The sequence below is a fragment of the Novosphingobium album (ex Liu et al. 2023) genome (assembly GCF_029076845.1).
Taxonomy (GTDB): Bacteria; Pseudomonadota; Alphaproteobacteria; order Sphingomonadales; family Sphingomonadaceae; genus Novosphingobium.
In genome coordinates, this window is sequence record NZ_JARESE010000001.1 from 94,843 (window position 1) to 118,093 (window position 23,251).

20 protein-coding genes are annotated in these 23,251 nt (G+C 66.5%); 7 read left to right on the top strand and 13 right to left on the bottom strand.

Translation table 11 applies throughout. From position 1 onward, the window contains the following. Positions 1 to 172: 172 nt before the first annotated feature. Positions 173 to 1,054, top strand: a complete 882-nt coding sequence (locus PYV00_RS00405) for an OmpA family protein (RefSeq protein ID WP_275226570.1) — start codon at positions 173 to 175, stop codon at positions 1,052 to 1,054. Between the two features lie 221 nt (positions 1,055 to 1,275). Next, the gene (locus PYV00_RS00410; protein ID WP_275226260.1) at positions 1,276 to 1,929 is read left to right on the top strand and encodes a L,D-transpeptidase family protein; all 654 of its coding nucleotides are present in this window, start codon (positions 1,276 to 1,278) and stop codon (positions 1,927 to 1,929) included. Positions 1,930 to 2,074: 145 nt separating this feature from the next. Here the strand turns inward: PYV00_RS00410 and tilS are convergent, their stop codons facing one another. The 5 genes from tilS to PYV00_RS00435 all read right to left on the bottom strand — a co-directional run bounded on the left by tilS (position 2,075) and on the right by PYV00_RS00435 (position 8,108). Continuing rightward, the gene (gene tilS / locus PYV00_RS00415; RefSeq protein ID WP_275226261.1) at positions 2,075 to 3,082 is read right to left on the bottom strand and encodes a tRNA lysidine(34) synthetase TilS; all 1,008 of its coding nucleotides are present in this window, start codon (positions 3,080 to 3,082) and stop codon (positions 2,075 to 2,077) included. Further along, positions 3,060 to 4,010 (bottom strand): tetratricopeptide repeat protein, encoded by a 951-nt coding sequence (locus PYV00_RS00420; protein ID WP_275226262.1) that lies wholly within the window; start codon positions 4,008 to 4,010, stop codon positions 3,060 to 3,062. The genes tilS and PYV00_RS00420 overlap by 23 nt, the downstream gene beginning before the upstream one ends. A 180-nt stretch (positions 4,011 to 4,190) precedes the next feature. Beyond that, positions 4,191 to 5,174 carry a helix-turn-helix domain-containing protein gene (locus tag PYV00_RS00425; protein WP_275226263.1) on the bottom strand — a complete coding sequence of 328 codons (984 nt, stop codon included), beginning with the start codon at positions 5,172 to 5,174 and terminating at the stop codon, positions 4,191 to 4,193. 417 nt (positions 5,175 to 5,591) lie between these two features. After that, a complete protein-coding gene (ptsP, locus tag PYV00_RS00430) occupies positions 5,592 to 7,868 on the bottom strand; it encodes a phosphoenolpyruvate--protein phosphotransferase (protein ID WP_275226264.1) in 2,277 nt (758 codons plus the stop codon). Positions 7,869 to 7,952: 84 nt separating this feature from the next. Further along, on the bottom strand, positions 7,953 to 8,108 hold the full coding sequence (locus tag PYV00_RS00435; protein ID WP_275226265.1) for a YdcH family protein: 156 nt from the start codon (positions 8,106 to 8,108) through the stop codon (positions 7,953 to 7,955). 196 nt (positions 8,109 to 8,304) lie between these two features. Between PYV00_RS00435 and PYV00_RS00440 the strand changes: the two genes are divergently transcribed. Further along, positions 8,305 to 8,502, top strand: coding sequence for a YdcH family protein (locus PYV00_RS00440; protein WP_275226266.1), 198 nt, complete (start codon positions 8,305 to 8,307; stop codon positions 8,500 to 8,502). Positions 8,503 to 8,618: 116 nt separating this feature from the next. Further along, positions 8,619 to 9,104, top strand: coding sequence for a DUF1465 family protein (locus PYV00_RS00445; protein ID WP_275226267.1), 486 nt, complete (start codon positions 8,619 to 8,621; stop codon positions 9,102 to 9,104). Between the two features lie 327 nt (positions 9,105 to 9,431). Here PYV00_RS00445 and PYV00_RS00450 read toward each other — a convergent pair whose 3' ends face one another. Both PYV00_RS00450 and PYV00_RS00455 read right to left on the bottom strand, forming a co-directional pair. Beyond that, positions 9,432 to 10,052, bottom strand: coding sequence for a DUF3617 domain-containing protein (locus PYV00_RS00450; RefSeq protein ID WP_275226268.1), 621 nt, complete (start codon positions 10,050 to 10,052; stop codon positions 9,432 to 9,434). A 178-nt stretch (positions 10,053 to 10,230) separates the two neighbouring features. After that, positions 10,231 to 10,788 (bottom strand): DUF3617 domain-containing protein, encoded by a 558-nt coding sequence (locus PYV00_RS00455; protein WP_275226269.1) that lies wholly within the window; start codon positions 10,786 to 10,788, stop codon positions 10,231 to 10,233. Positions 10,789 to 10,896: 108 nt separating this feature from the next. Between PYV00_RS00455 and uvrB the strand changes: the two genes are divergently transcribed. Further along, the gene (gene uvrB / locus PYV00_RS00460) at positions 10,897 to 13,083 is read left to right on the top strand and encodes an excinuclease ABC subunit UvrB (RefSeq protein ID WP_275226270.1); all 2,187 of its coding nucleotides are present in this window, start codon (positions 10,897 to 10,899) and stop codon (positions 13,081 to 13,083) included. A gap of 80 nt (positions 13,084 to 13,163) precedes the next feature. Here the strand turns inward: uvrB and PYV00_RS00465 are convergent, their stop codons facing one another. From PYV00_RS00465 to PYV00_RS00490, 6 genes are all read right to left on the bottom strand, one after another. Next, entirely contained in the window at positions 13,164 to 14,774 is a 1,611-nt protein-coding gene (locus PYV00_RS00465) for an alkaline phosphatase D family protein (protein ID WP_275226271.1), read from the bottom strand. Positions 14,775 to 14,840: 66 nt separating this feature from the next. Next, complete coding sequence (locus PYV00_RS00470; RefSeq protein ID WP_275226272.1) at positions 14,841 to 17,825, bottom strand: TonB-dependent receptor; 2,985 nt, start codon at positions 17,823 to 17,825, stop codon at positions 14,841 to 14,843. An 80-nt stretch (positions 17,826 to 17,905) separates the two neighbouring features. Next, complete coding sequence (locus PYV00_RS00475; RefSeq protein WP_275226273.1) at positions 17,906 to 18,832, bottom strand: FecR family protein; 927 nt, start codon at positions 18,830 to 18,832, stop codon at positions 17,906 to 17,908. Further along, positions 18,816 to 19,394: an RNA polymerase sigma factor gene (locus tag PYV00_RS00480; protein ID WP_275226274.1), complete on the bottom strand. Its 579-nt coding sequence runs from the start codon at positions 19,392 to 19,394 to the stop codon at positions 18,816 to 18,818. The genes PYV00_RS00475 and PYV00_RS00480 overlap by 17 nt, the downstream gene beginning before the upstream one ends. 199 nt (positions 19,395 to 19,593) lie before the next feature. Beyond that, on the bottom strand, positions 19,594 to 20,709 hold the full coding sequence (locus tag PYV00_RS00485) for a VIT1/CCC1 transporter family protein (RefSeq protein ID WP_275226275.1): 1,116 nt from the start codon (positions 20,707 to 20,709) through the stop codon (positions 19,594 to 19,596). Between the two features lie 305 nt (positions 20,710 to 21,014). Continuing rightward, entirely contained in the window at positions 21,015 to 21,470 is a 456-nt protein-coding gene (locus PYV00_RS00490) for a host attachment family protein (protein WP_275226276.1), read from the bottom strand. A 122-nt stretch (positions 21,471 to 21,592) separates the two neighbouring features. Here PYV00_RS00490 and PYV00_RS00495 point away from each other — a divergent pair, with 122 nt between their 5' ends. Together PYV00_RS00495 and PYV00_RS00500 are read left to right on the top strand one after the other, a co-directional pair. Continuing rightward, positions 21,593 to 21,862 (top strand): hypothetical protein, encoded by a 270-nt coding sequence (locus tag PYV00_RS00495; protein WP_275226277.1) that lies wholly within the window; start codon positions 21,593 to 21,595, stop codon positions 21,860 to 21,862. 220 nt (positions 21,863 to 22,082) lie between these two features. Further along, positions 22,083 to 23,222, top strand: a complete 1,140-nt coding sequence (locus PYV00_RS00500; protein ID WP_275226278.1) for an MFS transporter — start codon at positions 22,083 to 22,085, stop codon at positions 23,220 to 23,222. Positions 23,223 to 23,251: the final 29 nt, after the last annotated feature.

A 23,251-nucleotide genomic window follows, 5' to 3' on the forward strand; every position in this document is an offset into this window, starting at 1 on the left:
GGTCCGACCACGCAGGAAATCCTTGGTGTTCAGACGCAGCGACATGCCGCACCTCCTGGTGAAGCAAGATGGAGAAGGCTCTGACAACCGGATGTGCCATCATGGGGGCGGCGGCCCGGCGAACAAATGCGATCCGGCAGGCCCTGCTGGTCGAGTTTCAAGGAGTATCGCAATGAGTGTCATTTCCAAAAGTCCCAGAGTTCTCTTGCTGCTCGCCATGCTGGCCGGCTCGGCAACGGCCAGCATGGCCGCGCAGCAGCAGGACCAGCCCGACGCCGGCATCACGGGGACGGTCACGGACACGTCCGTGCCTGAAGCGGGCGAGATGACCAAAGGACCGGAGATCGAAGGCATCATCTCGGCGCGCAACGGCAACCGGATACGTGTCACCAGCGCCGATGGCGCGAACACGGTCGTCGCCATCAACGATGCCACCCGGATCAAGGTCAGTGGTGGCTTCCTGGGCCTCAACCGCAGCAAGCTGGCAGCCGACGCGCTGCTCAACGGCCTGCCCGTCGCCATCGAGACCCTGCAATCGGGCGGCGGCCTGGTGGCGAGCCAGATCGACCTGAAGAACAAGGATCTCAAGACCGCGGCCATGATCCACAACGGCACGGACCAGCGCTTCGCCGAACAGACCGCGGCAACCGAGGCGCTGCGCGGCCGCATGGCCGATATCGACCAGTACAACGTCAAGAGCACGACGAACGTGAACTTCGACACCGGCAAGGCCGTGCTCTCCGCGCAGGCGAAGAACGATCTGTGCGCCACGGCAAGCGCGGCCGAGGGAATGAATAACGCCCTGCTGCTGGTGGTCGGCTACACCGATGCCACGGGAAGCGCCGACTTGAACCAGGAACTGAGCGAAAAGCGGGCCGCGCGCGTGGTCAATTATCTCCAGCAGGTCTGCGGCTGGAAGCCGTATCGGATGCTCACGCCCACCGGGATGTCCGAAGCGGACCCGCTGGCCAGCAACGACACCATCGAAGGCAAGGCCCAGAACCGCCGCGTTGCGGTGAATGTCCTGGTGAGCAAGGGCCTTGACGGTATGTGAGATGCGCGGGGTGGGCTTTGCCCGCCCCGGCTCCTGGGCGCGAGGATGAGGTTGGGGAAACCCCATCCGGCCGCCTGCCTGCCTGTCCTCCCACCCCCGTTAACTTTCCCCGCCAGCCAGTCCTGCACCGGAACAGGGCGAACTGGGGGCTGGCCTGTTAACCTTTCTTGCGAGATGTTGCGTCTATAGGACTCGCAAGACCTCATCTGGGATATGGACACGTGAACGGACGCACCCTGCTCGCCATCGCCTTCGTCGGCCTTGCCGCCGCGGCTGGCGGGCTGCTGCTTGCCCGGCCGCCGGCAAAGCCCGAGCCGGCCTCGCTTGCCGCCGCGCAAGTCGCCGATGCCAAGGCGGCGGCGCCGGCCGGGGTGCCCGCGCCGCAGGCCGCGCCCGCGCCGAAAGCGGACGAGGCGTTCACGATCAAGCGCATCCTGCCGATCGAAGGCGCGATCAAGTATGGCGATTGGCATTGGGACGATGCCGGCGTGCCGGACGGGCCCATCGTCATCACCGTCGATCTCGACGCCCGCGTGCTCTCGATCTTCAAGGGCGGCTACGAGATCGGCGCGGCGGCCGTGCTGCTGGGCACACAGGACAAGCCGACGCCCACCGGCGTGTTCCCGATCATGGAAAAGCAGCGCCACCACGTCTCCAACCTCTACGATGCCGAAATGCCGTACATGCAGCGGCTGACCAACGACGGAATCACGCTCCACGCCTCGCAAGTGGAATGGGGCTATGCCAGCCACGGCTGCATCGCCATGCCCGAACCGTTCGCGGCGAAAGTCTTCGCGCAGACCAAAGTTGGCGACCGGGTGTTCATCACACGCGGCAAGATGGTCGGCATGGGTGATTCACTGGTCGATTCCTGAGGCCAAATGCGGCACACTCATCGTGCCGTAAAGGCAATCCCGGCCCCCCTGATCGCTCGGGATTTCTTCCGGCCTCGAAAACCGGAAGGCCGGGGAAGCAATCCAGGGTAAATGAGACGGGCCACCCTGGATTGCTTCGCCCGGATCAGCTTTTGCCAGGTGCCTGATTTTCTGATCGTCTTTGCGGCGCGCGGGCAAAGCTCCAGCCGGAAACATCGGGCCGCGCCACCAGATCGCCGATCGAAGCGGGCCGCCCTTCGGCCAGCGTTTCGAACAATCGCGCCACCGCGCCGCCGCGCGGCTCCTCGCCTTCCAGCTCACCAACGATTCGCGCCAGCACCCGCAGCACCACCGCGCGCGGCGCGCGGGGGCGATAGGTCATGCCCAAAGGCGTGCGGCGCACCGCTTCGTGCCATTCGCGGATCGCCGCCCATTCGACAACTTCATCCGCATCGGACAAATGCGCCGCGCTGCGTGCCACGGCGGGAATGTCGAGCCAGTCGGCCCGGGCCAGCGCCTTGCGCAGCCGCGCCCGGTCGAAACGATCGTCGGCATTGCTGGGATCATCGGCCGCGACCACGCCGGCGGCGGCGACCACGCCCGCCAGTTCCACCCGCCGCCATTCGAGCACCGGGCGCAGCAGCGGGATGCGCGATCCCGGAATGATCCCGCGCGCGCGCGCGCCGGCCAGCCCCGCCACGCCGCTGGCCCGGTTGAGCCGCATCAGCAGCGTTTCGGCCTGATCGTCGGCGTGGTGGGCCGTGGCCAGCGCGGCCAGCCCGCGCGCCTCGATCCAGCCGCGCAGCGCCGCATAGCGCGCGCGGCGGGCCTGGGCCTGGACATTGCCGGGCGCGACATCGACCGGCAGCGTCGCGTGAGGGACTGCAAGCCGCTCGCACAGCGCGGCGACATCGGCCGCCTCGCGCGCGCTTTCGGCCCGCAGCCGATGATCGACCGTGGCCGCCTCCACCCGGCCGGGCAGCGCGCGCGCGACCAGCAGCAGCAGCGCGATACTGTCCGGTCCGCCCGATACGGCGATGCCCAGCCGCGTGTCCGCGTCCGCCCCTTCGGGCCAGAGCGCCTCCAGCCGTTCGGCAAGGCGCGTCACCGCCTGGGCGTCAGGCCAGGGCTCAGCTTGCGCAGTCGAGCCCATTCTTCGTGGAATTGTAGGTGCCGGCCAGGCGCCCGGCCGCTTCGGCCGCGTAAGTCTGGCTGAATTCGGCCAGGGCGATGCAGGCGCGCTTGGTGTCCTTGAGCGCTTTCATCGACACCGCGAGATACAGCAGGCTGTCGGGCGCGCGATCGCCGCGCTTGTCGGCCTGGTAGTTCTGCAGGAACCACTTGGCCGCCTCGCGCGGATTGCCATCATCCAGATAGGCGCGGCCCAGCAGGTTGCGCCCAAAGCTGGCGCGCGCGTGCCGGGGATACTTTTCCAGGAACAGCTTGAGCTGCTGCTGCGCCTCGGGGAAGAACCTGGCTTCCCACAGGCGATAGCCATAGCTGTATTCGTCATCGCCCGGATCGGCGGTCTGCGGCTTGATGATGGCGCTCACCGCCTGGACGCGCGAGGACGGCGCCGGCGCGGGCGGCTTGGCGGCCGAGGCGCCGCCAGTCATGGCATCGAGGTTGGTCTGCGCGGCCGGAGCGGGCGTCGGGGTCGGTGTGGGCGTCGGCGTGGGCGCGGTGGTCGTGCCGGGCAGCGGCGTCACGCTCGCGGCCGGCGCGGTGCCCGTCGTCGCGGCGGGAGCGGCGGCGCCCATGCCCAGCCGCGCCTCGATCTGGCTGATGCGATTGCCGTCCTGCTCGATCTGCGCGGTCAGCCGCGCCATCTGCCCCTCGATCGCGTCCATGCGCGTCAGCAGGTCAGTCACCGCCGTGGTCGATGGCGGCGGCGTGGTGGTGGTACCCGCCGTCTGGCCGGGCGTGATCTCGGGCTGGAAGAACTTGCCGTCGGCGCCGGGGAAAACCTTGCGCTGCAGCGCGCGCACTTCCGCCTCGACCCTGGAAATCCGGCTTTCAGCCGATTCCTGCGCCGCAGCCGATACCGAAGACCCCGCCATGACCAGCGCCAGTGCCGTCATCGCGGCGAATCTTGCCCGACCCGTCCACGCCAGACCTGTCCGCGCTCGTGCCTGTATCATCGTGTCAACCTACCCTATCTGAAGCCACGCCGAACCATGGCGGCGCGCAGCGGAACGGGGAATTAACCAAGCCAACCCCAGCGGCTGCTTGCCGCATACGAACCGCGCTGTCGAGACTCGCTAGTCCAAATCGGTGGATACGCCGACTGGCAGGGGTGAAGGCCCGGACGATGGCGCCGGCGGCGCCTCGTCGCGCCGGCCGGTGGCGGTGGGCCGGGGCGAAGGCGTCGGCCGCGAGGACGGCAGGACCACGCCGCCCCCGCTGCCCGGCGCAGGCGGCACGGTGGTGGGGGGGCGCAAGGACGGCGCCGCGCCCGGCGCGGTGCGGGCGACGAGGTCGGCCGGCGCGAGTGATACATCGCCCAGCGTCGTCGGCCGGTCGGCCAGCGGCGGCAGCGGCCGGCCGGCGACCGTGATCGCCAGCGCATCGGGCCGCGCCGTGCGCAGCAGCGCGCCGCGGGCCTCGGCCGGCACGGTGTAGCTTTCGCCTTGCGCCATTTCCTTCTGGAAAAGCTGCGTGCCGTCAGCGAGATAGACCTTGAGCCAGACGCGCGGCTGCGTCGCGGTCAGCACCACCGGGCCGCCCGGCAGCGGCGCGGGCGTGGCCGGCGCGGCGGCGGGCGGCGGTGCGGAAGCCTGGGCCTTGGGCGCATCGTCGATCAGGTCGGGCAATTCGCCTTCGGGGCTGAACAGGTTGCCCCAGGCCAGATAGAGCACCGCCAGCACCGCGATCACGCCCAGGCCGGCCGCCCAGGCCAGCCCCCAGGGCGGCACGCGCGCGGGATCGCCGGGCTCGAAGCTCTGCTCCTGCGGGCGCGGGTGCCGCGCTTCCTCGGCGGCGAGCTGGGCGCGCACGCGATCGGCGATCATGTTCTCGTCCAGCCCGACGGCGCGGGCATAAGCGCGCGAGAAGCCGACCGCGTATGTGCGCGCGGCGAGGTCCGAGAAGCGGTTCTCCTCGATCGTGGTCAGATGGCGTTCGGCGATGCGGGTTTCGGCCGCGACATCGGCCCGGCTCATGCCCGCGGCTTCGCGGGCATGGCGAAGCTGCTCGCCCACGCTGCTGAAGGCGACGCCTTCCTCCGAGGATTCCTGCGCTTCCATTACGCTCCCGATGAAGACGGTTAAAATGCCATGACCCGAAGCTGCCGAGACAACGCGTCCCGCCAGGCAAAGTCAATGTTTGGCAAGTTGTTAGGGATATGTTTCTGCGGCAGACCCTGTCCGCGGCACGACAAGCGCCCTTGGGCCGGGTTTTCGCGTCCGATCCGCGCGCCTGGACGGCCGGCGAAGGCGCCCCGCGCGGCAGCCCGCCGCCCTGGCGAAAGCCGATCCGATATGGATGGTGCGCGCATCTGCGCCGGGGAACGCCGCGCGCCACCCCTCGGCGGCACCGGGAAGGCTGAAAACAGGGACATATTCCGCAGCCTTCTCATCTCGCGGCAGGCCATTTTCGCGACGCGCTCCCGAAGGTTAACCGATCGGGTTCGGACCTTAAGGTTCGCCGATGGCAGTGTAAGGTCAGTCTACCACGATTCCGCGCTCCGACACCCATTCGATCATCGCGGCGCGCAGGCTGCGCGGCGGGTGAGCCAGCCACTGCGCCATGGCCGCCTCGATCTCGGCCACGGCGATCTTACCGACCAGTTCCTTGATCGGGCCGACGGCGGCCGGCGTGATCGAAAGCCGGCGAATGCCCGCGCCGATCAGCGCCAGCGCCTCAAGCTGGCGGCCGCCCATCTCGCCGCAGACGGTGATGTCGATCCCCTTGCCGTCCAGCACGGTCACGATCCGCCGGATGAAGCGCATGATCGACGGGCTCAGCCAGTCATAGCGCTCGGCCAGCTTGGGGTTCGAACGATCGGCGGCATAGAGGAACTGCGTCAGGTCATTGGTGCCGATCGACAGGAACGAGATCTTCGGCGCAAGGATATCGAGCTGTTCGGCCAGCGCCGGCACTTCGAGCATCACGCCATAGCGGATCGCTTCGGGCACCATCTTCTTGCGCTGCTTGAGGAAGGCGAGCTGCCCGTCGAACACGGCCTTGGCGGCATCGAATTCCCACGGTTCCACCACCATCGGGAACATGACGTTCAGCGTGCGGCCCGCCGCCGCTTCCAGCAGCGCGCGCGCCTGCACCTTGAGCAGTCCGTCGCGTTCCAGCGCCACGCGCAGCGCGCGCCAGCCCATCGCCGGGTTCTCCTCGCTCTCGCCATCGTCATGGCGCAAGTACGGCAGCGTCTTGTCCCCGCCGATATCGACGGTGCGGAACATCACCGGCCGGTCGCCCGCGCCTTCCAGCACGTCGCGATAGAGCCGGGTCTGGCGCTCGCGCGCGGGCAGCGTGGCGGACACGAGGAACTGGAACTCGGTGCGGAACAGGCCGATGCCGTCAGCCCCGGTCAGGTTCAGGTTGGCGATATCGTCGCGCAGGCCGGCATTGATCATCACCGTGATGCGCTGGCCGTCGCGGCTGATCGGCGTCACCTCGCGCAGCGCGGCATAGGCGGCCTGCCGTTCGCGGCTGCGGGCAAAGCGCGCCTCGAACGCCTCGACCAGCGCTTGCGAGGGCCGCACGGTGACAGTGGCCTGATCGCTGTCGAGCAGCAGCGGATCGCCTTCGCGGATAACGCCGCGCAGGCCCCGCACACGCCCGAGCACCGGCACGCCCATCGCCCGCGCGACGATGACCACGTGCGAGGTGAGCGAGCCTTCCTCCAGGATCACGCCTTTCAGCCGCCGCCGGTCATATTCCAGCAGTTCGGCCGGGCCGAGATTGCGCGCGATCAGGATCGCATCGCTCCTGAGGCCCAGCGTGGCCGCGGTGCCGAGCTGGCCCGAAACGATCCGCAGCAGCCGGTTCGACAGGTCCTCCAGATCGTGCATCCGGTCGGCCAGCAGCGGATCGTCGATCTGGCGCATCCGCATCCGCGTGCGCTGCTGCACGCGCTCGATCGCCGCCTCGGCGGTCAGGCCGGAATCGATCGCCTCGTTGATCCGGCGCGTCCAGCCTTCGTCGTAAGCGAACATCTTGTAGGTTTCGAGCACTTCCTCATGCTCGCCGCCGACGCCGAATTCGGCCTGCCCGGCCATGCGGTCGATCTGCTCGCGCATCCGGTCGAAGGCCAGGATCACGCGCTGGCGCTCGGCCTCCGTATCCTCGGCGACGACATGCTCGATATTGATGCGCGGCTGGTGATAGACGGCCACGCCGCTGGCCAGGCCCTTGACCAGCGTCAGGCCCTTCAGGTGCTCGGGCCCGGTCTGCCCGGCGGCGAAGGCGCGCGCGTCCTCCTCGTCGATCAGGTCGGCGTTGGTGATCAGCTCGGACAACACCATCGCCACGGTCTGCAGCGCCTCGATCTCGATCTCGACGTAGCGGCGCGGCTCGACATGCTGCACGCACAGCACGCCGACCGCGCGCTCGCGCCGGACGATCGGCACTCCCGCGAACGAGTGGAACTTGTCCTCGCCCGTTTCCGGGCGATAGGAAAAGTCCGGGTGCGCCGTCGCCTCGGCGAGATTGAGCGTCTCGATATTCTCGGCGATCGTGCCGACAAGACCTTCGCCCACGGCCATGCGCGTGACGTGCACCGCCTCTTGCGCCAGACCGCGCGTGGCGAACAGTTCCAGCATCCCTTCGCGCAGGAGGTAGATCGAGCAGACCTCGCTATCGAGGCACTCGCCGATCACTTCCACCACGGTGTTCAGCTTGGCCTGCGCATGATTGCGCGAGGCCATGACCTCGTGGAGGCGAGTGAGGATGTTCCGGGCTGCGTCGACGGCTCCGCTGGTCATGTCTCACGCAACTACCCGAAAGCGAGCGCTTTGGGAACGTGGGCGCAGCCGCCGATCGGCCTTATCTGTAGAAAGCCCGTGCCTTCAGCAGCGAACGATTTCCTCCTTGAGCCGGAGCTTGCGCTTCTTGAGGCTCTGGATCACGGTGAGGTCAGGCATCGGGCGGCTCAATTCCTCGTGGATTTGCCGTTCGAGACCGGCATGTTTGAGCTGCAGGGCGCTAACATGCGAACTATCCATCGATGGTCCTCCTCTTTCTTATTGGGCCGGACCCCTCACCTGCCGACTCGGCATCAAGCGGTGCGGCGCGATTGTCATGGAACCATAATCAACTTATCTTGCGAAGCGGATAATTGCCCCATATCGATGAACCGCAAGCCAGCCGCGCCGAGCCGGAGGGCCTTGCTCCCGATACCCGACGACAAGGAATTCCGGCGTGACCGAAGAGGAAATGCGCAAGCGCCTGGAAGTGCTGAAGATAGAGCACCGGGATCTTGACGCGGCGATCGACGCGCTCAACGCCTCGGGCTCGTCCGATCAGCTCCAGATCGCCCGACTGAAGAAGCGCAAGCTGCGCCTGAAGGACCAGATCGCCATCATCGAGGACTATCTGATCCCCGATATCATCGCCTGATCAATGGGTTAGATCCAAAAAGGGCAACCTGTGGATGAAATCCATTCCGTGCCCTTTTCGGACAGTCCCGATTTGACGTTGGAAAGCCCGCGCCGCCATGTTGCCGGGAGTCGCCGATGGGCAATAGTCGGCTCACCATGGCCGAGCCGCTCACCATCAACCCGCGCATCATCGAGGCGCTTTACAGCGAGGCGCTTGTCCTGGCGGACGACGTGCGCGACGCCTTCACGCTGTCCGGCCGGATCGAGGAAGCGGCCGGCGCCGAGGATCTGGCGCGCATCGCGCTGTCGAGCGAGGGCCTGCGCACCACCACGCGGATGATGCACGCGATCGCCTGGCTGCTCAATCACCGGGCCTATTTCAGCGGCGAACTGTCCGAATTCCAGCTGCGCCGCCATGGCCGCCTGTCGCGCGACATGCGCCGGTCCGATCCGGGCCAGAGCGACATCCTGCCGATCGAGATCCGCCGCCTGGTGGGCGCGACCGAGCGCTTTTACGACCGGCTGCTACGGCTCGATCGCGATTGGCGCCTGCGCGATCCGGGCGCCCCCAGCGCCATCGCCAACTTGCGCGAGCGACTGGAGCGGCGCATCTCGGCCTGACGCATCCGCGGATTGCGGGTCCAGCCGACGGGGACAAATTCTCCGCAGACGGACTGGCGAATTCCGGGGGATAGCCACGCTTTTTTCCGTATTCCCCTTTCCGTCACCCCGGCCTTGAGCCGGGGTCCCGCTGTTCTCGCTTCCCCGAAGGTCGGATCGGAAGGAAGGAGCGGGCCCCCGGCGCAAGGCCGGGGTGACGAGGGAATGCAAGGGAAGGCTGTTCGTGGCATCCGAATTTGTCCACGCCGCCCAGAAGTACGGGAGCACCGGAAGCACGGACAATCGCCATTTGCCGGCCGTCAGGGCGGAATGGCGATCGGCCTTGGATCAGCCCTCTTCCTTGCCGGTGCATTCGCCCACGCGCCGGGAGCGGATCACCATGTCCATCGACATCGGCCGGCCTTCGATCCTGCCGTCGGATTCGATGGCGATGTCATAGCTTTCCTCGCCATAAGTGCCGCTCATGCGCATCGTCTGGGTCATGCCGCGGTCCTCGCACGTCATGGCCGCGTCGACCCGGCCGCCCGCCATGTCGAAATGCTGGTACGTGCAGTCGTCGTTGCCCGGCTTGAAGAACCCGGTCCGGGGACGAGCTGCTTCCTGCGCGGTCAGGCAAGTGGCGGTGTTGTGCATCACGCTCATCCGCCCTTTCATCATGTCCTTCATTTCGGGCGGCAGGCCGGGGATGTCGATATCGCGGATCTGCATCGAGACTTCCCAGCGGCCGGGCCGGGGCTCGATCCGCGCGGCGGCGACCTTGGCCGCGACCGATTCGGCGGTCTCGCTGGCGGGCGCGGTCGAAGTCGGAGCCACCTGCGTTTCCGGGGCGACCTGCGTGGCATCGTCGCGCGGCGTATCCTTGCTCCCGCAAGCGCCCAGCGCGAAGCTGCCGGCAAGCACGGCGGCCACCGCGGCGGGAACGGCGGGGGGACGGATCGTGCGGCGCATCAAGCTGGTCTCCCGATCTGGATCAGGACCAAGGGTAACGGCCCGCACCGGCCCTGCCAATGGCAAGCGCGGTCATTCCGGGGCGGTCCCGGCGGCGCATCCGGCCCGTGCCTCACGGCGGTGCCCGTCATCGCGAGCGCGCGGCGGCGGGCTCGCGATGACGTGGCGCTTGCCGGCCTTACGGCTTGGCCGGCGCGCACTCGCCGGTGCGTTCGGTCTTCATGTGCATTCCGATCTTGGCCGTGCCCATCGGCGATTTCGGATTGTTCTGATCGACGTCCACGGTGATGTCGGTGCCCTTCGGGCCGACCGTGCCGGCCAGCAGGAACGTCGCCGTGCCCTGCTCCTTGCTGGCGCAGTCCATCTTGGCGTCGATCCGTCCGCCGCTCACGTCGAAGCGCGAATACTTGCACTCGCCGCCTTCGCCCACCTTGTCGAACATGTCCTTGAAGCCCTGCTCGGCCTGCGCGGGCGTCAGGCAGAATTCCTGCACTTGCGCGTTCTGCATCATGCCCTTCATCTGGTCGGCCTGTTCCTTGGGCATTCCGGGGATCTCGAACCGGGTGATCTCGATCGTCTGCTTGTACTGCCCCGCCTCGGGCCGATCGAGCTTGCTGGCTTCCTGCTTGGCCTGTTCCATCGTCTTGGGGCCGGTATCGGCGTTTTCCTTCGAGCCGCAGCCCGCGAGCAGGGACAATGCGAGCGCGACGCCCGCCATTTCGACAATACGTTTCATGAAACTACCCTTCCATCCATGTTCCCCGCGGCTGGCGCCGCTATCACCGGCGGGCACGGCTGCCAACGACTCATTGCGGCGCGGCGCAACCTTCTCCATATGTTCCGCATGGCCGAACTCGTTATCCGCCGGGGTCTCGAAGAGCCCGACACATCGCAGAATTTCGTTCCGCACAAGCCGCAGCGGCCCGAGAAGTCGCTGCCGGGCAAGCCGCTGCGCATCGTCTCGGACTACGAGCCGGCCGGCGACCAGCCCACCGCGATCGCCGAGCTGGTCGCCGCGGCGCGCGATGGCGAGAAGACGCAAGTGCTGCTGGGCGTCACCGGATCGGGCAAGACCTTCACCATGGCCAAGGTGATCGAGGAACTGCAGCGCCCGGCGCTGATCCTGGCGCCCAACAAGATCCTCGCCGCGCAGCTCTATGGCGAGTTCAAGGATTTCTTCCCGGACAACGCGGTCGAGTATTTCGTCTCGTACTACGACTATTACCAGCCCGAGGCCTACGTGCCGCGATCGGACACCTACATCGAGAAGGAAAGCTCGGTGAACGAGGCGATCGACCGGATGCGCCATTCCGCCACCCGCGCGCTGCTCGAGCGCGACGACGTGATCATCGTCGCCTCGGTGTCATGCCTCTACGGCATCGGCTCGGTCGAGACCTATTCGGCGATGATCTTCGATCTCAAGAAGGGCGAGAGCGTCGACCAGCGCGAGATCATCCGGAAGCTGGTCGCGTTGCAGTACAAGCGCAACGACCATGCCTTCGCGCGCGGCAACTTCCGCGTGCGCGGCGACAGCCTGGAGATCTTCCCCAGCCACTACGAGGACATGGCCTGGCGCGTGAGCTTCTTCGGCGACGAGATCGACGAGATCAGCGAGTTCGATCCGCTCACCGGCAAGAAGGGCGCCAGCCTCGACAAGGTCCGGGTCTACGCCAATTCGCACTACGTCACCCCCGGCCCGACGATGAAGCAGGCCGCCGAGGCGATCCGCTTCGAGCTGTCCGAACGGCTGAAGGAACTCGAAGCCGAGGGCCGGTTGCTCGAAGCGCAGCGGCTGGAGCAACGCACCAACTTCGACCTGGAGATGATCGCCGCCACCGGCAGTTGCGCGGGGATCGAGAACTACTCGCGCTTCCTCACCGGCCGCCTGCCGGGCGAGCCGCCGCCGACGCTGTTCGAATATCTGCCCGACAACGCGCTGCTGTTCGTCGATGAAAGCCACCAGACCGTGCCGCAAGTCGGCGCGATGGCGCGTGGCGACCACCGCCGCAAGCTCACGCTGGCCGAATACGGCTTCCGCCTGCCGAGCTGCATCGACAACCGCCCGCTGCGCTTCAACGAATGGGACGCGATGCGCCCGCAGACCGTCGCCGTCTCGGCGACGCCCGGCAACTGGGAAATGGAGCAGACCGGCGGCGTCTTCGCCGAACAGGTGATCCGCCCCACGGGGCTGATCGACCCGCCGGTGGAGATCCGCCCGGTCGAGGATCAGGTGCAGGACTGCATCGTCGAGTGCAAGGCGACCGCCGCCAAGGGCTATCGCACGCTCGTCACCACGCTGACCAAGCGCATGGCCGAGGACCTGACCGAGTTCATGCACGAGGCCGGCGTGCGCGTGCGCTACATGCATTCGGACGTCGAGACGCTGGAGCGCATCGAGCTGATCCGCGACCTCAGGATGGGCGTCTATGACGTGCTGGTGGGCATCAACCTGCTGCGCGAGGGGCTGGACATTCCCGAATGCGGCCTTGTCTGCATCCTCGATGCCGACAAGGAAGGCTTCCTGCGCAGCGAGACCAGCCTGATCCAGACCATCGGCCGCGCCGCCCGCAACATCGACGGCCGCGTGATCCTCTATGCCGATCGGATTACCGGATCGATGGAACGCGCCATGGCCGAAACCGACCGCCGCCGGGAAAAGCAGCAGGCCTACAACGCCGAGCACGGCATCACGCCGCAATCCATCAAGCGCCGCATCGCCGACATCGTCGCCGACACCGCCAGCCGCGACGGCGTGATCGTCGAGCTGGAAGACGATGAACGCAACAACCTCGTCGGCCACAACCTGCGCGCCTATATCGAGGAACTCGAAGGCCGGATGCGCGCCGCCGCGGCCGACCTCGAATTCGAGGAAGCCGGCCGCCTGCGCGACGAGATCAGGCGGCTGGAAGGCGAGGAACTGGGCCTGCCGTCCGGCGAGCACAAGGCTCCCAGGGTCGGCCGCAGCAACGAAGGCAAGCCGGGCACGCGCAAGACGCGCTATGGCAAGGCCCAGCGAAAGTGGAGCCGGTAGGGCGCAAAGCCCCTCACCGGAAAGCCGCCATCGGCAAGCGAGCGGAGGGGCGGCCGGGCCGAAGCCGCCCCCCTCGCGCTTCAGGCCCGCTTGATGCCGGGATGGCCGTGCTCGACCACGAAGCTGGCATAAGTCAAAAGCTTGCCGTTCGCTTCGGTCACCTTGTCGAGGATCTTGAGGTCCGCGCGCCAGGTGTCGCGATTGACGTCGCACAGCAGGTAGCCGCGCTTGTCGGTGATCGCCTTCAGTTCCGGGTTGCCCGCCATCGCCCCTCTCACGCGCGGATTTTCATCGCCCGTGCCATCCGCGCCGGAGGTGATCGAGGTCGCGCTGAATTCGGCCGAGATCACGCGACCATCGCCATTGTCCTGGATCAGGTCGCCCGCGAAATGGAGATGCGCGTCGCCGCTGACCGTGACGACATTGCCCGGCCGGTGCTTGTCGATATGATCGAGCAGGCGGCGGCGGCTGTGCATATAGCCGGTCCAGGTGTCCATGCCCGACACCCGCTGGGCGCCTTCCTCGCGCTGGTATTGCAGGTTCATCAGCAGCACCTGCTGGGCGATCAGGTTCCAGCGTGTCTGCGAGCGTGACAGCCCGTCGAACAGCCATGCCTCCTGGCGATCGCCCATGATGCTGCGATCCGGGGCGAACACGTCCGGCCCCTGCGGCGAGGTCAGGTCGAAATAGGCCTGGTTGCTGCGATACTGGCGCGTATCGAGGACGAAGGCGTTCAGCAGATCGCCATATTGCGCGCTGCGGAACATCTGCATGTGGCCGCCCACCGGCAGCGAGGCGCGGCGCAGCGGCATGTTCTCGTAATAGGCCTGCAGCGCCATGGCCTTGCGCAAGGCGAAGATTTCGGGCGGCGATTCGTTCTCGTCGATATTGCCGGCCCAGTTGTTGTCGATCTCGTGATCGTCGAAGCTGACGAACCAGGGGCAAGCGGCATGGGCCGCCTGAAGATCGGGATCGGTCTTGTACTGGCTGTAGCGCATCCGGTAATCGTCAATCGAATAAAGCTCGTTGCCGACATGATTGCGCAGTGGCGGCGGGTTCCTTCCGAAATTGTCGCCGTTGCTGAACTTGGCGCCGGCGCCTTCGTAAATATAGTCGCCATAGTGGAACACGAAATCCACCGGCTCTTCGGAAATGCGCCGCCAGGCGGTGAAATAGCCCAGCTCGTAATACTGGCATCCCGCCGCTACGAAGCGCACGCGATCCAGCCGCGATCCCAGGGCCGGCAGCGTGCGGCTGCGGCCGACCGGGCTCTGCTCGCCGCCGACGGTGAAGCGATACCAATAGGGACGGTTGGGCTCCAGCCCGGCCACTTCCACATGCACCGCATGGGCCAGCTCGGGCATGGCCATGCTCTGGCCGGACTGGACGATGCGGCCGAAGTGCTCATCCGCCGCGACTTCCCAGTTCACGTACATCTGCCGGCGCGGCATTCCGCCGTGCGGATCCAGCGGTTCGGGCGCCAGCCGCGTCCAGATGACGAAGCCATCGGGCGCGGGATCGCCCGAAGCCACGCCCAGCGTGAACGGCATGGTCGAGAACTTGGGATTGGCTTCGACATTATAGGGCGGCGGCCGATCCCAGGCGAAAGCCTGGAACGGCAAGCCGCTCGCGATGGCGGCGCCGGAGCCGCCAAGCAGGCCCAGCAGGGCGCGACGATCGATGGTAACCATGGGATATGTCCCTCTTTCAGGAGCGAAGGGCCCCGTGCCGGAGCGGGTTCCGGCACGGGGCGAGCCTCAGAATGAGACGTTCAGGCCGGCGAAGAGCGTGGTGCCGCTTCGCGTCACGTTGTGCAGCCGGTCATAGATGCTGTTGATCTGGATCTCGGGCTGGTTGGTGATGTTGATGGCATCGAGCGTGAGGCGAATGCCGTCCCTGATGTTCACGAACGCCGCCGCGTCGACATAGACGGTGCTCTTGAAGCCATCCTCGCTGACCGGGTTCCTGCCGTCGTAGCGGGACAGCAGATAGCCCGAGCGGAAGTTGGCCGAACCACGGATGCCCCACAGCTTGGTCTCGTAATAGAGCGTGCCGTTGGCATTGATATCCGACAGGCCGGTGATCGGCCCGTTCCGGCCGTTCACCTTGGTATTGGAATCGATCAGCGTCACGTTGGCCAGCGCGCCCAGATTGTCGAACGGCGCGGGCAGGAACGTGAAATTGCCCTGGGCGGCCATTTCCAGGCCGGTCAGCCGCGCCTTGGCGAGATTGACCGGACGGGTATACTGCACCACGTTGGTATCGGGCGTCAGCCCCGGCGCCAGGTCCGTGGACAGGCCCGTGACCGAATAGGGCACGTTGAGCAGCGTCTCGTTGCCCACCAGATCGTCGATATCCTTGTGGAAGATCCCCACCGAGATCATGCCGACCTGGCCGAAATACCATTCGGCGGAAAGATCGAGGTCAGTCGACTTGTAGGGCTTGAGCGAGGGATTGCCGTTGCTCACGGTATAGCCGGCGGTGCCAAGCTGCACGCTGCCCGTCATCTTCATGGACGTGAGCGCCGGGCGGTTGATGTTCTGCGCGGCCGCAAGCCTGACCTGGAAGTCGCGCGTCACTTCCAGCACGGCGTTCAGCCCCGGCAGGATACCCGAATAGCTCGACACGATCGTGCTGGGCACGCGCTGGCCGGCCGCATTGGCAAGCAGGCCGGTGTTCGTCGTCTCGGTGTGATAGGCGCGCGCGCCGACATTGCCGCGCAGCGTCATCCCGCCCAGATCGCCGTCCCAGTCGAGCTGGACATAGCCGGCGTTGGTCACTTCCTTGATCGCGAAGGTGTTGTACGTGCGCGCGCCCGGGCCGACATCGGTGTGGCTCTTGCCGTAGAACGCCAACGCCTTGTCCCAGTCTCCCGCCACCCACGGCTGCCCGCCCCAGCCGTCATAGACCAGGGCATAAGGCGTCACCGCGTCATAGCCCGGCTTGCTCTTGAACTCGGCTCCGTAGAGCCCGTCGTTGAAGAGGTCGGAGCCGGACATGGCGTATCGGCGATAGGCATAGCCGACATTGAGCTTGAAGACCGGGCTCAGCACATAGCGGCCGTTGAGCGTTCCTTCGTGCAGCGTGGTCGTCTGCGCGTTCTCGCGGAAATAAAGCTCGCGGATCACATAGTTGTCGGGATCGGCGGTGTTCCATTTATACAGGTTGCTGGCCGATTCCCCGTCCGGCGCGAACTGGGTGATCATCCCGCCTTGCGCCTGGAGGTACAGCTTGTCGTCGATCGGCGTCCTGTAGGTCGATTTCTCATAGCCGACATGGCCGTCGAACGTCAGGACCGACGAGGGCTTCCAGTCACCGGTCAGGGCGATCTGCTTGAACACGTTGCGATTGACCTGCCGCCGGTGCTCCGAGCCATAAGTGGCGTTGTCGACATCGGCATAAGTCACGAAATTGGACGAATCCCAGCGAATGTCATTGATCCTGGACGCCAGGATCGACCGCCCGAAATCGGAATAGGCGCCGTTGAAGATGATCTCGCCGCTGCCCGAGGTCGGACGGGTCGCCAGGTGATATTCGTCGCGATCGGTGCTGAACTTGCCGTAGAGCCCGTCCAGCGTCAGCAGCAGCGTGTCCGTGGGGCGCCACTGGGTCGACAAGGTCACGCCCAGCCGCTCCTGCCGCGCATCCCAGACCGACAGCCGGTTGCCCGCGGCATAGACCAGATCGCCCGACTTGAACTTGGCCTGCTGCTCGGCCGACAAGGCGGAGATGTCCAGCCCGCTGCTGAGATAGGTCTGGATCTGCGCGGGCGTCAGCTGGACGGGATTGTAGGTGTCGTAGCCCTTTTCCTGCGTGCGCCGCTTCGAATAGGCGACCGACACGAGGATGCCGAAGCGGTCATCGAAATTGTAGCCCGCCATGGCCGCGACGCGCGGCTGCGCGTCATCGGTGTAAGTATTGGTGCCCAGCTTGGCCGAGATCGCGCCCTTGAGGCCCGGCTTGTTCTCCAGCGGCTTGGCCGTGAACAGGCCGACGGTGCCCGCCATGCCGCCTTCGTTCTGCGAGGCTTCGTAAGTCTTCTGCACCTCCACGCGCGAGAACAGCTCGGACGCGAAGATGTTGAAATCGAACGCGCGATCGCGCGAGCGCTGCCCGCGGCTGTCCATCGCGGAATCGACATTGCCCAGCACTTCCATGCCGTTGAGCTGGACCCGGGTGTAATCGGGGCCAAGCCCGCGCAGCGTGATCCGGCGCCCCTCGCCCGCTTCGCGATTGATCGCGACGCCGGGAACGCGCTGTAGCGATTCGGCCAGGTTCAACTCGGGAAACTTGGCCATGTCCTCGGCGACGATGACATCCTTGATCGTGTTGGACTTGCGTTTCAGGTCGCGCGCCTCGCCGATCGAGCGCAGGAAGCCGTTCACCACGATTTCATCGTCGGCCACGTTTCCCGCCGCCTCATCGCTCGCCTGCTGGCCCTCGCGGCTGAGCGTCACGACCGTGTCCTTCCAGGTCGCGATCTTCAGCCCGGTGCCGCGGATCAGCATTTCCAGCGCTGGGCGCCGCTCGAAATTGCCGACCACGCCATTGGTGCGCACGCCGCGCAAGTCCGGCGCGGCGACGAGGATCTGCAAATTGGCCGCGCGCGCGAAAGCCGGGATGGAAGCCGCCGCAGCCTGCTCGGGGATGACGAACTTGATCGCTTCGGCGGATGCCGGGGCCGCGAAAAGCGCGGCCGCGACAATGGGAGATACTGAATAAAAAATGTAATCTTTGAACATTCTGCGCCCCGTTTGAAATTCGGTCGGCGTTAGGATGCTCGAAAGAGGGAAATCCCTCAGCAATCTCCGAAATTATTATCCTACATTTTTATGATATATTTATTGCCATCTTTTGACACGGATGCCCCGGTCACGTCGGCCACCGCCTGGGAAAACTCGTCCGGGCGGTCGATCTGGAAGTAGCCCGTCATCCGCTGGCTGCCGACTTGCGGGCTGGCAACGTCGATCTTGACGGGGTTGTAACGGTTGAACTCCGCCGCCGCGTCGAACACCGTGGTCTCGTTCAGCGCCACGCCGCCTTGCCGCCAGGCCAGGGGATCGCCATTGCCGATCGGCGCCACGCTGGCCGCGGGCCGATCCGCTGCCGTGCTGATCGTGGCGGTGTTGCCCGCCGACACGGCGATGGCCCTGCCCGGCTGGTCATCCCGCCACGCGCGCACCGTGCCTTCGGTCACGACGATCTCCACGGCCTGTTCGCGCCGGCGGACCGAAAAGGCCGTGCCGGTCGCCTGGACATGCACGCCGTCGGCCTCGACGATGAATGGCTTGCGCCGATCCTTGGCGACCTTGAACCAGGCCTCGCCCGCGTCCAGCCGGAGCTGGCGGGCCTTGTTGCCATAATGCACTTCCAGATCGCTGTCGGTGTTCACCAGCACGACCGAGCCATCCGCCAGCGGAACCCGGCGGATTTCGCCAAGGTCGGTGCTGTATTGCTGGCCGGACCACAGCGACCAGGACAACGAGAGCGCCAGCAGGCCGGCAAAGCCGGCGGCGATCGCGGCGGACGCCCTGACCCAGCGCCGGACCGCCGGGTGCGGCTCGGCCAGGGGTTCGGCTCCCAGCCCGTCGACCAGGGCCAGGCCGGCCCGCGCCCTGAACAGCGCGCCGCGATGCCGGCTGTCCTGACGGAGCCAGCCATCCAGCGCGCGCTGTTCGTGATCGCTGAGGTCTTGCGCGTCGATGCGGACTGCCCAGCGGATCGCCGTATCCTCAACGCTGGCCGACATTGCGCACCTTCTCCGCCAACTCCTCCCCCGGGCAGGGATAATCCCGATCGGCGTTTTCAAAGGATTGCAAGATCGCCTTGAGCCCGCGCGCCAGGCTATTTTCCACACTTTTCTCGGTAAGCCCAAGTCTTTTTGCAGTTTCTTTCTGCGATAGCCCTTCGATCCTGCGCAGTTCAATGACTTCGCGGTACCGTTTGGGCAAAGCGGCGATGACTTCGAAGACTTTGTTCAATTCGCTACGCGCGCCAACCATGCGTTCGGGCGATGGGGCCTGGTCGACGGCCTGGTTGTCGATCTGGTCCGAAGCGGCCTGGATATGGACGACGCGATCCCGGCGCAGGCGCTGGAGCAGAAACGATCGCGCGGTGGCGAAGAAATAGGCGCGCGCATCGATGATATGCGCCACCGAATCCAGCTCGCTCAACTTGCAATAGGTCTGCTGGACGATATCGTCGATATCGCTTGCCTGAACCCCGGTACGCCGCAGCCAGCGGCGCAAGCTGGGCTCGTGCCGCAAGATATGAACGGCGACCCATTGCACCGCTTCGCGCTTGTCTGCCATTTTTGCCTGAAACCCCGCGTTGGGACGGTGCAGCGGATCGAAAAGCGGGCCCCTATCAACAGGATATGGCTGTTCGGTGACAAGCAGATGGCGCCCCCCCGATCACCGCGCACGCCCACATTGGCGCGATGTCGCGCCGGTGGGCGCGCGGGCTGGTGCCGCGAGAAACGCGCTCTTCGGCGCATGGCCGAACAGCCCCTCAGCCCAGCGACGTGCCGACGATCGCGCCCGCGCCGTAAGTCACGCCGGCCGCGGCCAGTCCGATCGCGAGCTGGCGCAGGGCCGAGAACAGCGCCGTGCGCCCGGTGAACAGGCTGGTCCCCGCGCCGATCAGCGCCAGCGCCAGGCCGCTGGCCGCAAGGCTGGCGATCAGGGCGGTGCGGCCGGACAGAAACAGGAAAGGCGCCACCGGAACGATCGCGCCGGCGGCGAACAGCAGGAACGACCAGGTGGCCGCCGTCCAGGCCGATCCGCCCAGCTGGTCCGGGTCGATCCCAAGCTCCTCGCGCGCGAGCGTGTCCAGCGCGGTCCCCTCGTTGCTCAGCAGCTTGTCCGCCAGCGCGCGCGCCTGCGGCTCGGCGATGCCCTTTGCTTGATAGATCAGGATCAGCTCCTCGCGTTCCTCATCGGGAACCTCGCGCAGTTCCTCCGCCTCGGTCGCGATCTGGCTCTGGTAAAGCTCGCGCGAGCTGGTGACGGACAGCCATTCGCCCATCGCCATCGAACAGGCACCCGCGATCAGGCCCGCCAGCCCGGTGAGCAGCAGCGTCCGCTCGGCCGCCGCCGCCCCGGCGACACCCATCACCAGGCTCATGTTCGAGACCAGCCCGTCATTCGCACCCAGCACGGCCGCGCGCAGCGTGTTGCCGCCGCCGCGATGCCGGCCCTCGATCAGCGCCAGCGTGGGGCCCGAAAGGCCGCCGCTGCCGGCCGCCGCCTGCATCAGCAGCGCGTGCGAGCGCTCATCGGCCGGCAACCCCGCCGCGCGGGCCTCGGGCTGATCGTCATAGGCCGCACTGTCGCGCGTCTCGTTCGCGGCGAGCGTCGGCAGCACGAAGGCGGGGCCGAAGCGCCGCGCCAGCCAGCCGAGAATCCGCGCACGGGCGGACGGCGAAGGCGCGAAATGCGTGCCCTTCCCCGCGATCCGCTTGCGCCAGAAATCGCCATGCGCGTCCTCGACGGCGGCGAGCCGGCGGAAGACCTCGGCAAGCTTGGGATCGGCCTCGCTATCGGCCAGCGCCGTATAGATCGCCGCGCCATCGACCTCGCCCTGAAGATTGGATCGGTATCGCCGCTGCGCGTCGGGTTCGGCCATGATCGTTCTGCCTCGATAATCAGCTTGCGCTCTTTTCGCGATGAGACGCGCGCACGATCACGCGCGTCCCACGCGCGACATGGCCGACATTGGGGCCCGATGCCAGGCATCTGTCCCGGACAATGCGCGGATCGTGGCAGGCGACGCAGGAAAACAGGGGGCCCGGCCCGGTTCCATGAGCCCGCTACCGGCCGATGATCGAACCGGCGATGCGGCGACGGATCGACCGGCTCCGCGCCGGCAAGGCCAGCCTCGAACGCATCGGCAGAAGCGCGTCGCTACTCACCAGCCGCGCACCAGCGGTATCACGCGCCGGCCGGTTCACCATGGACGGAAAGCAGGCGGGCAATCTCGTCGACCGTGTGCCTGGTGAAGTCCTTGTCGATTTCGGCCACGAGCCTGGCCCGCACGTCCTGAGTATAATGGCGGCGAAGCTCGCCAAGGGCGCGGGGCGGCGCGGCGACGATCAGCCGATCCTGCCCGTTCGCCGCCACCGATGCCAGCGTGTCGGCCGCCGCGGCGATGAACAGGTCTTCGTTCGCCTGGTGCGGATCGCTTTCCTCGAACGTGCTGCGTCCGGGGTATCCGGCGGAGAAATCCACGCCCGGCGCATCGCTGAGCAAGTCGCGATTGGGCAGGTTCTCGAACTGACGGTGCTCGATCACCCTGAGGTCGGGATAGACCTCGTCACCCTGGTTGCGCAGCAAAAGCATCCGCGAACCGTCCACGACGAGGACGATCATGTCATGAACCAGCTTCATCGCCTTGACCTTTCCCGCCCTCTTTCGGAGCGGACCATTGCACCGCGTCGCACCCGACGCCCGGCAGTCGGCCCGCGGCGGCGCCATCACTGTACCGGCTGCCTTGCGGACAGGGTCAGACGATGGCCGCCACGAGCCGAACCAGCCAGAGCCTTGCCGGTTCAGCCCGCGACATTCGGGGAAAGCCGCGCTTCCCCAAAAAAGGCGCCGGATTAGCCGACTCACCCTCTGGCATTGCCTTGATAGCACATCGCCAAAGCCATGACTTGACCGCGATCAAGCGGAACGCGCCAAAGCACGATCGCATCGGCTACATCGCCGAAGACGGCGAGGCTTCCTCGACGCCGGGCGGAATGCCAACATCGGACGAGAGCGCGGCAACGCGGCGATAGCTCCGCCCACACCAATGCATGATGCACAATGTCCGATCGACTCCGCAAAACCGATTGGATACAGGCTGCCCGGCCACGGTGCGGAACGCGACGCCAAAGCGGGCAGGACGATCGGCCGCCGGGCACGAATTGAACGCGGGAGACACTCATCAGCTACTTTGCGGAACTGCGCGGCGCATGGCGTCCGCTGCTCGCGGCGACGATCGGCATCGGCACCGGGATGTCGACGGTCGGAACCATCACGACCGCCATCGCCCCCAGTCTGCTGGCCGATGTCGGCTGGTCGCGGGCCGCGTTCGCGCTGGTCGGCAGCCTTGCGCTCGTCACCTCGTTCGCCTTTCCTTTCGTGGGCCGGCTGGCGGACATCATGGGCGTGCGATGGACCGCGTTGATCGGCATGGTGACGCTGCCGCTGGTCTACCTCGCCTACAGCATGATGAACGGCCAGCTCTGGGTCTATATCACCATCTTCTTCATCCAGAGCGTGCTGTGCGTGACGACGACCGCGACGGTCTACAGCCGGCTTGTCGTCCAGTATGTCGAGCGATCCCGCGGCCTGGCCCTGGCCATCGCGGTTTCTGGCTCGGCGATCACCGGCGCCATCGGCGCACCCATTCTCAATGCCTATGTCGAGGCGAACGGCTGGCGCGAGGCCTATCAGGCGCTGGCGATCTTCTCGGTGATCGCCAGCGTGATCACGTTCCTGCTGATCCCCGCCGAACGCCAGAAGACGCAGGCCCCCAGGGCCAAGCGGCGCGCGCGCGACGATTATCCGCTGATCCTGCGCAGCAAGGCGTTCTGGATCCTCCTGGCGGTCATGTTGCTGTGCAACCTGCCGGCCACGATCATGCTGGTGCAGCTGAAACTGCTGCTGATGGCGAACGGCGTGGGCGGCAAGGATACCGCCGTGATGCTTTCGGCCCTGTCGGTCGGCATGTTGGCGGGCCGCTTTGTCGCCGGGCTCGCGCTCGATCGGTTTCGCGCCGACATCGTCTCGTTCGTTTCGCTCGGCCTGCCGAGCGTCGGCCTCTTCCTGATCGCCTCCAGCCTCGATGCGCCTGCGGTGCTGACCTTCGCGGTGTTCTGCCTGGGCTTCTCGTTCGGCGCCGAGGGTGACATCGTCGGCTTCCTGGTGGCGCGTCATTTCGGGGTGGCGATCTACAGTTCGGTCATGGGCCTGCTGACCTTCGCGATCTCGTTCTCCACCGCCTCGGGCGCCGCGCTGCTGAGCTTCACCATGGCGCGGACCGGAGGCTATGAGTTGTACCTCGTGATCGTGGGCACGGCGGTCCTGCTCGGCTCCTCGCTGCTGCTGCTGCTCGGCCCGAGTCGCGCCGCGCCTCCGGCCGCCCGGGCCTGAGGCCAGCGGCCGGACATCCCGCCAACGGG

Excerpts from the sequence above, each read along its gene's own strand:
- PYV00_RS00405 (WP_275226570.1), top strand. The coding sequence starts at position 173 with ATGAGTGTCATTTCCAAAAGTCCCAGAGTTCTCTTGCTGCTCGCCATG.
- tilS (WP_275226261.1), bottom strand. The coding sequence starts at position 3,082 with ATGGGCTCGACTGCGCAAGCTGAGCCCTGGCCTGACGCCCAGGCGGTG.
- PYV00_RS00420 (WP_275226262.1), bottom strand. The coding sequence starts at position 4,010 with ATGACGGCACTGGCGCTGGTCATGGCGGGGTCTTCGGTATCGGCTGCG.
- PYV00_RS00425 (WP_275226263.1), bottom strand. The coding sequence starts at position 5,174 with ATGGAAGCGCAGGAATCCTCGGAGGAAGGCGTCGCCTTCAGCAGCGTG.
- ptsP (WP_275226264.1), bottom strand. The coding sequence starts at position 7,868 with ATGACCAGCGGAGCCGTCGACGCAGCCCGGAACATCCTCACTCGCCTC.
- PYV00_RS00435 (WP_275226265.1), bottom strand. The coding sequence starts at position 8,108 with ATGGATAGTTCGCATGTTAGCGCCCTGCAGCTCAAACATGCCGGTCTC.
- PYV00_RS00445 (WP_275226267.1), top strand. The coding sequence starts at position 8,619 with ATGGGCAATAGTCGGCTCACCATGGCCGAGCCGCTCACCATCAACCCG.
- PYV00_RS00450 (WP_275226268.1), bottom strand. The coding sequence starts at position 10,052 with ATGCGCCGCACGATCCGTCCCCCCGCCGTTCCCGCCGCGGTGGCCGCC.
- PYV00_RS00455 (WP_275226269.1), bottom strand. The coding sequence starts at position 10,788 with ATGAAACGTATTGTCGAAATGGCGGGCGTCGCGCTCGCATTGTCCCTG.
- uvrB (WP_275226270.1), top strand. The coding sequence starts at position 10,897 with ATGGCCGAACTCGTTATCCGCCGGGGTCTCGAAGAGCCCGACACATCG.
- PYV00_RS00465 (WP_275226271.1), bottom strand. The coding sequence starts at position 14,774 with ATGGTTACCATCGATCGTCGCGCCCTGCTGGGCCTGCTTGGCGGCTCC.
- PYV00_RS00470 (WP_275226272.1), bottom strand. The coding sequence starts at position 17,825 with ATGTTCAAAGATTACATTTTTTATTCAGTATCTCCCATTGTCGCGGCC.
- PYV00_RS00475 (WP_275226273.1), bottom strand. The coding sequence starts at position 18,832 with ATGTCGGCCAGCGTTGAGGATACGGCGATCCGCTGGGCAGTCCGCATC.
- PYV00_RS00480 (WP_275226274.1), bottom strand. The coding sequence starts at position 19,394 with ATGGCAGACAAGCGCGAAGCGGTGCAATGGGTCGCCGTTCATATCTTG.
- PYV00_RS00485 (WP_275226275.1), bottom strand. The coding sequence starts at position 20,709 with ATGGCCGAACCCGACGCGCAGCGGCGATACCGATCCAATCTTCAGGGC.
- PYV00_RS00490 (WP_275226276.1), bottom strand. The coding sequence starts at position 21,470 with ATGAAGCTGGTTCATGACATGATCGTCCTCGTCGTGGACGGTTCGCGG.
- PYV00_RS00495 (WP_275226277.1), top strand. The coding sequence starts at position 21,593 with ATGGCCGCCACGAGCCGAACCAGCCAGAGCCTTGCCGGTTCAGCCCGC.
- PYV00_RS00500 (WP_275226278.1), top strand. The coding sequence starts at position 22,083 with ATGTCGACGGTCGGAACCATCACGACCGCCATCGCCCCCAGTCTGCTG.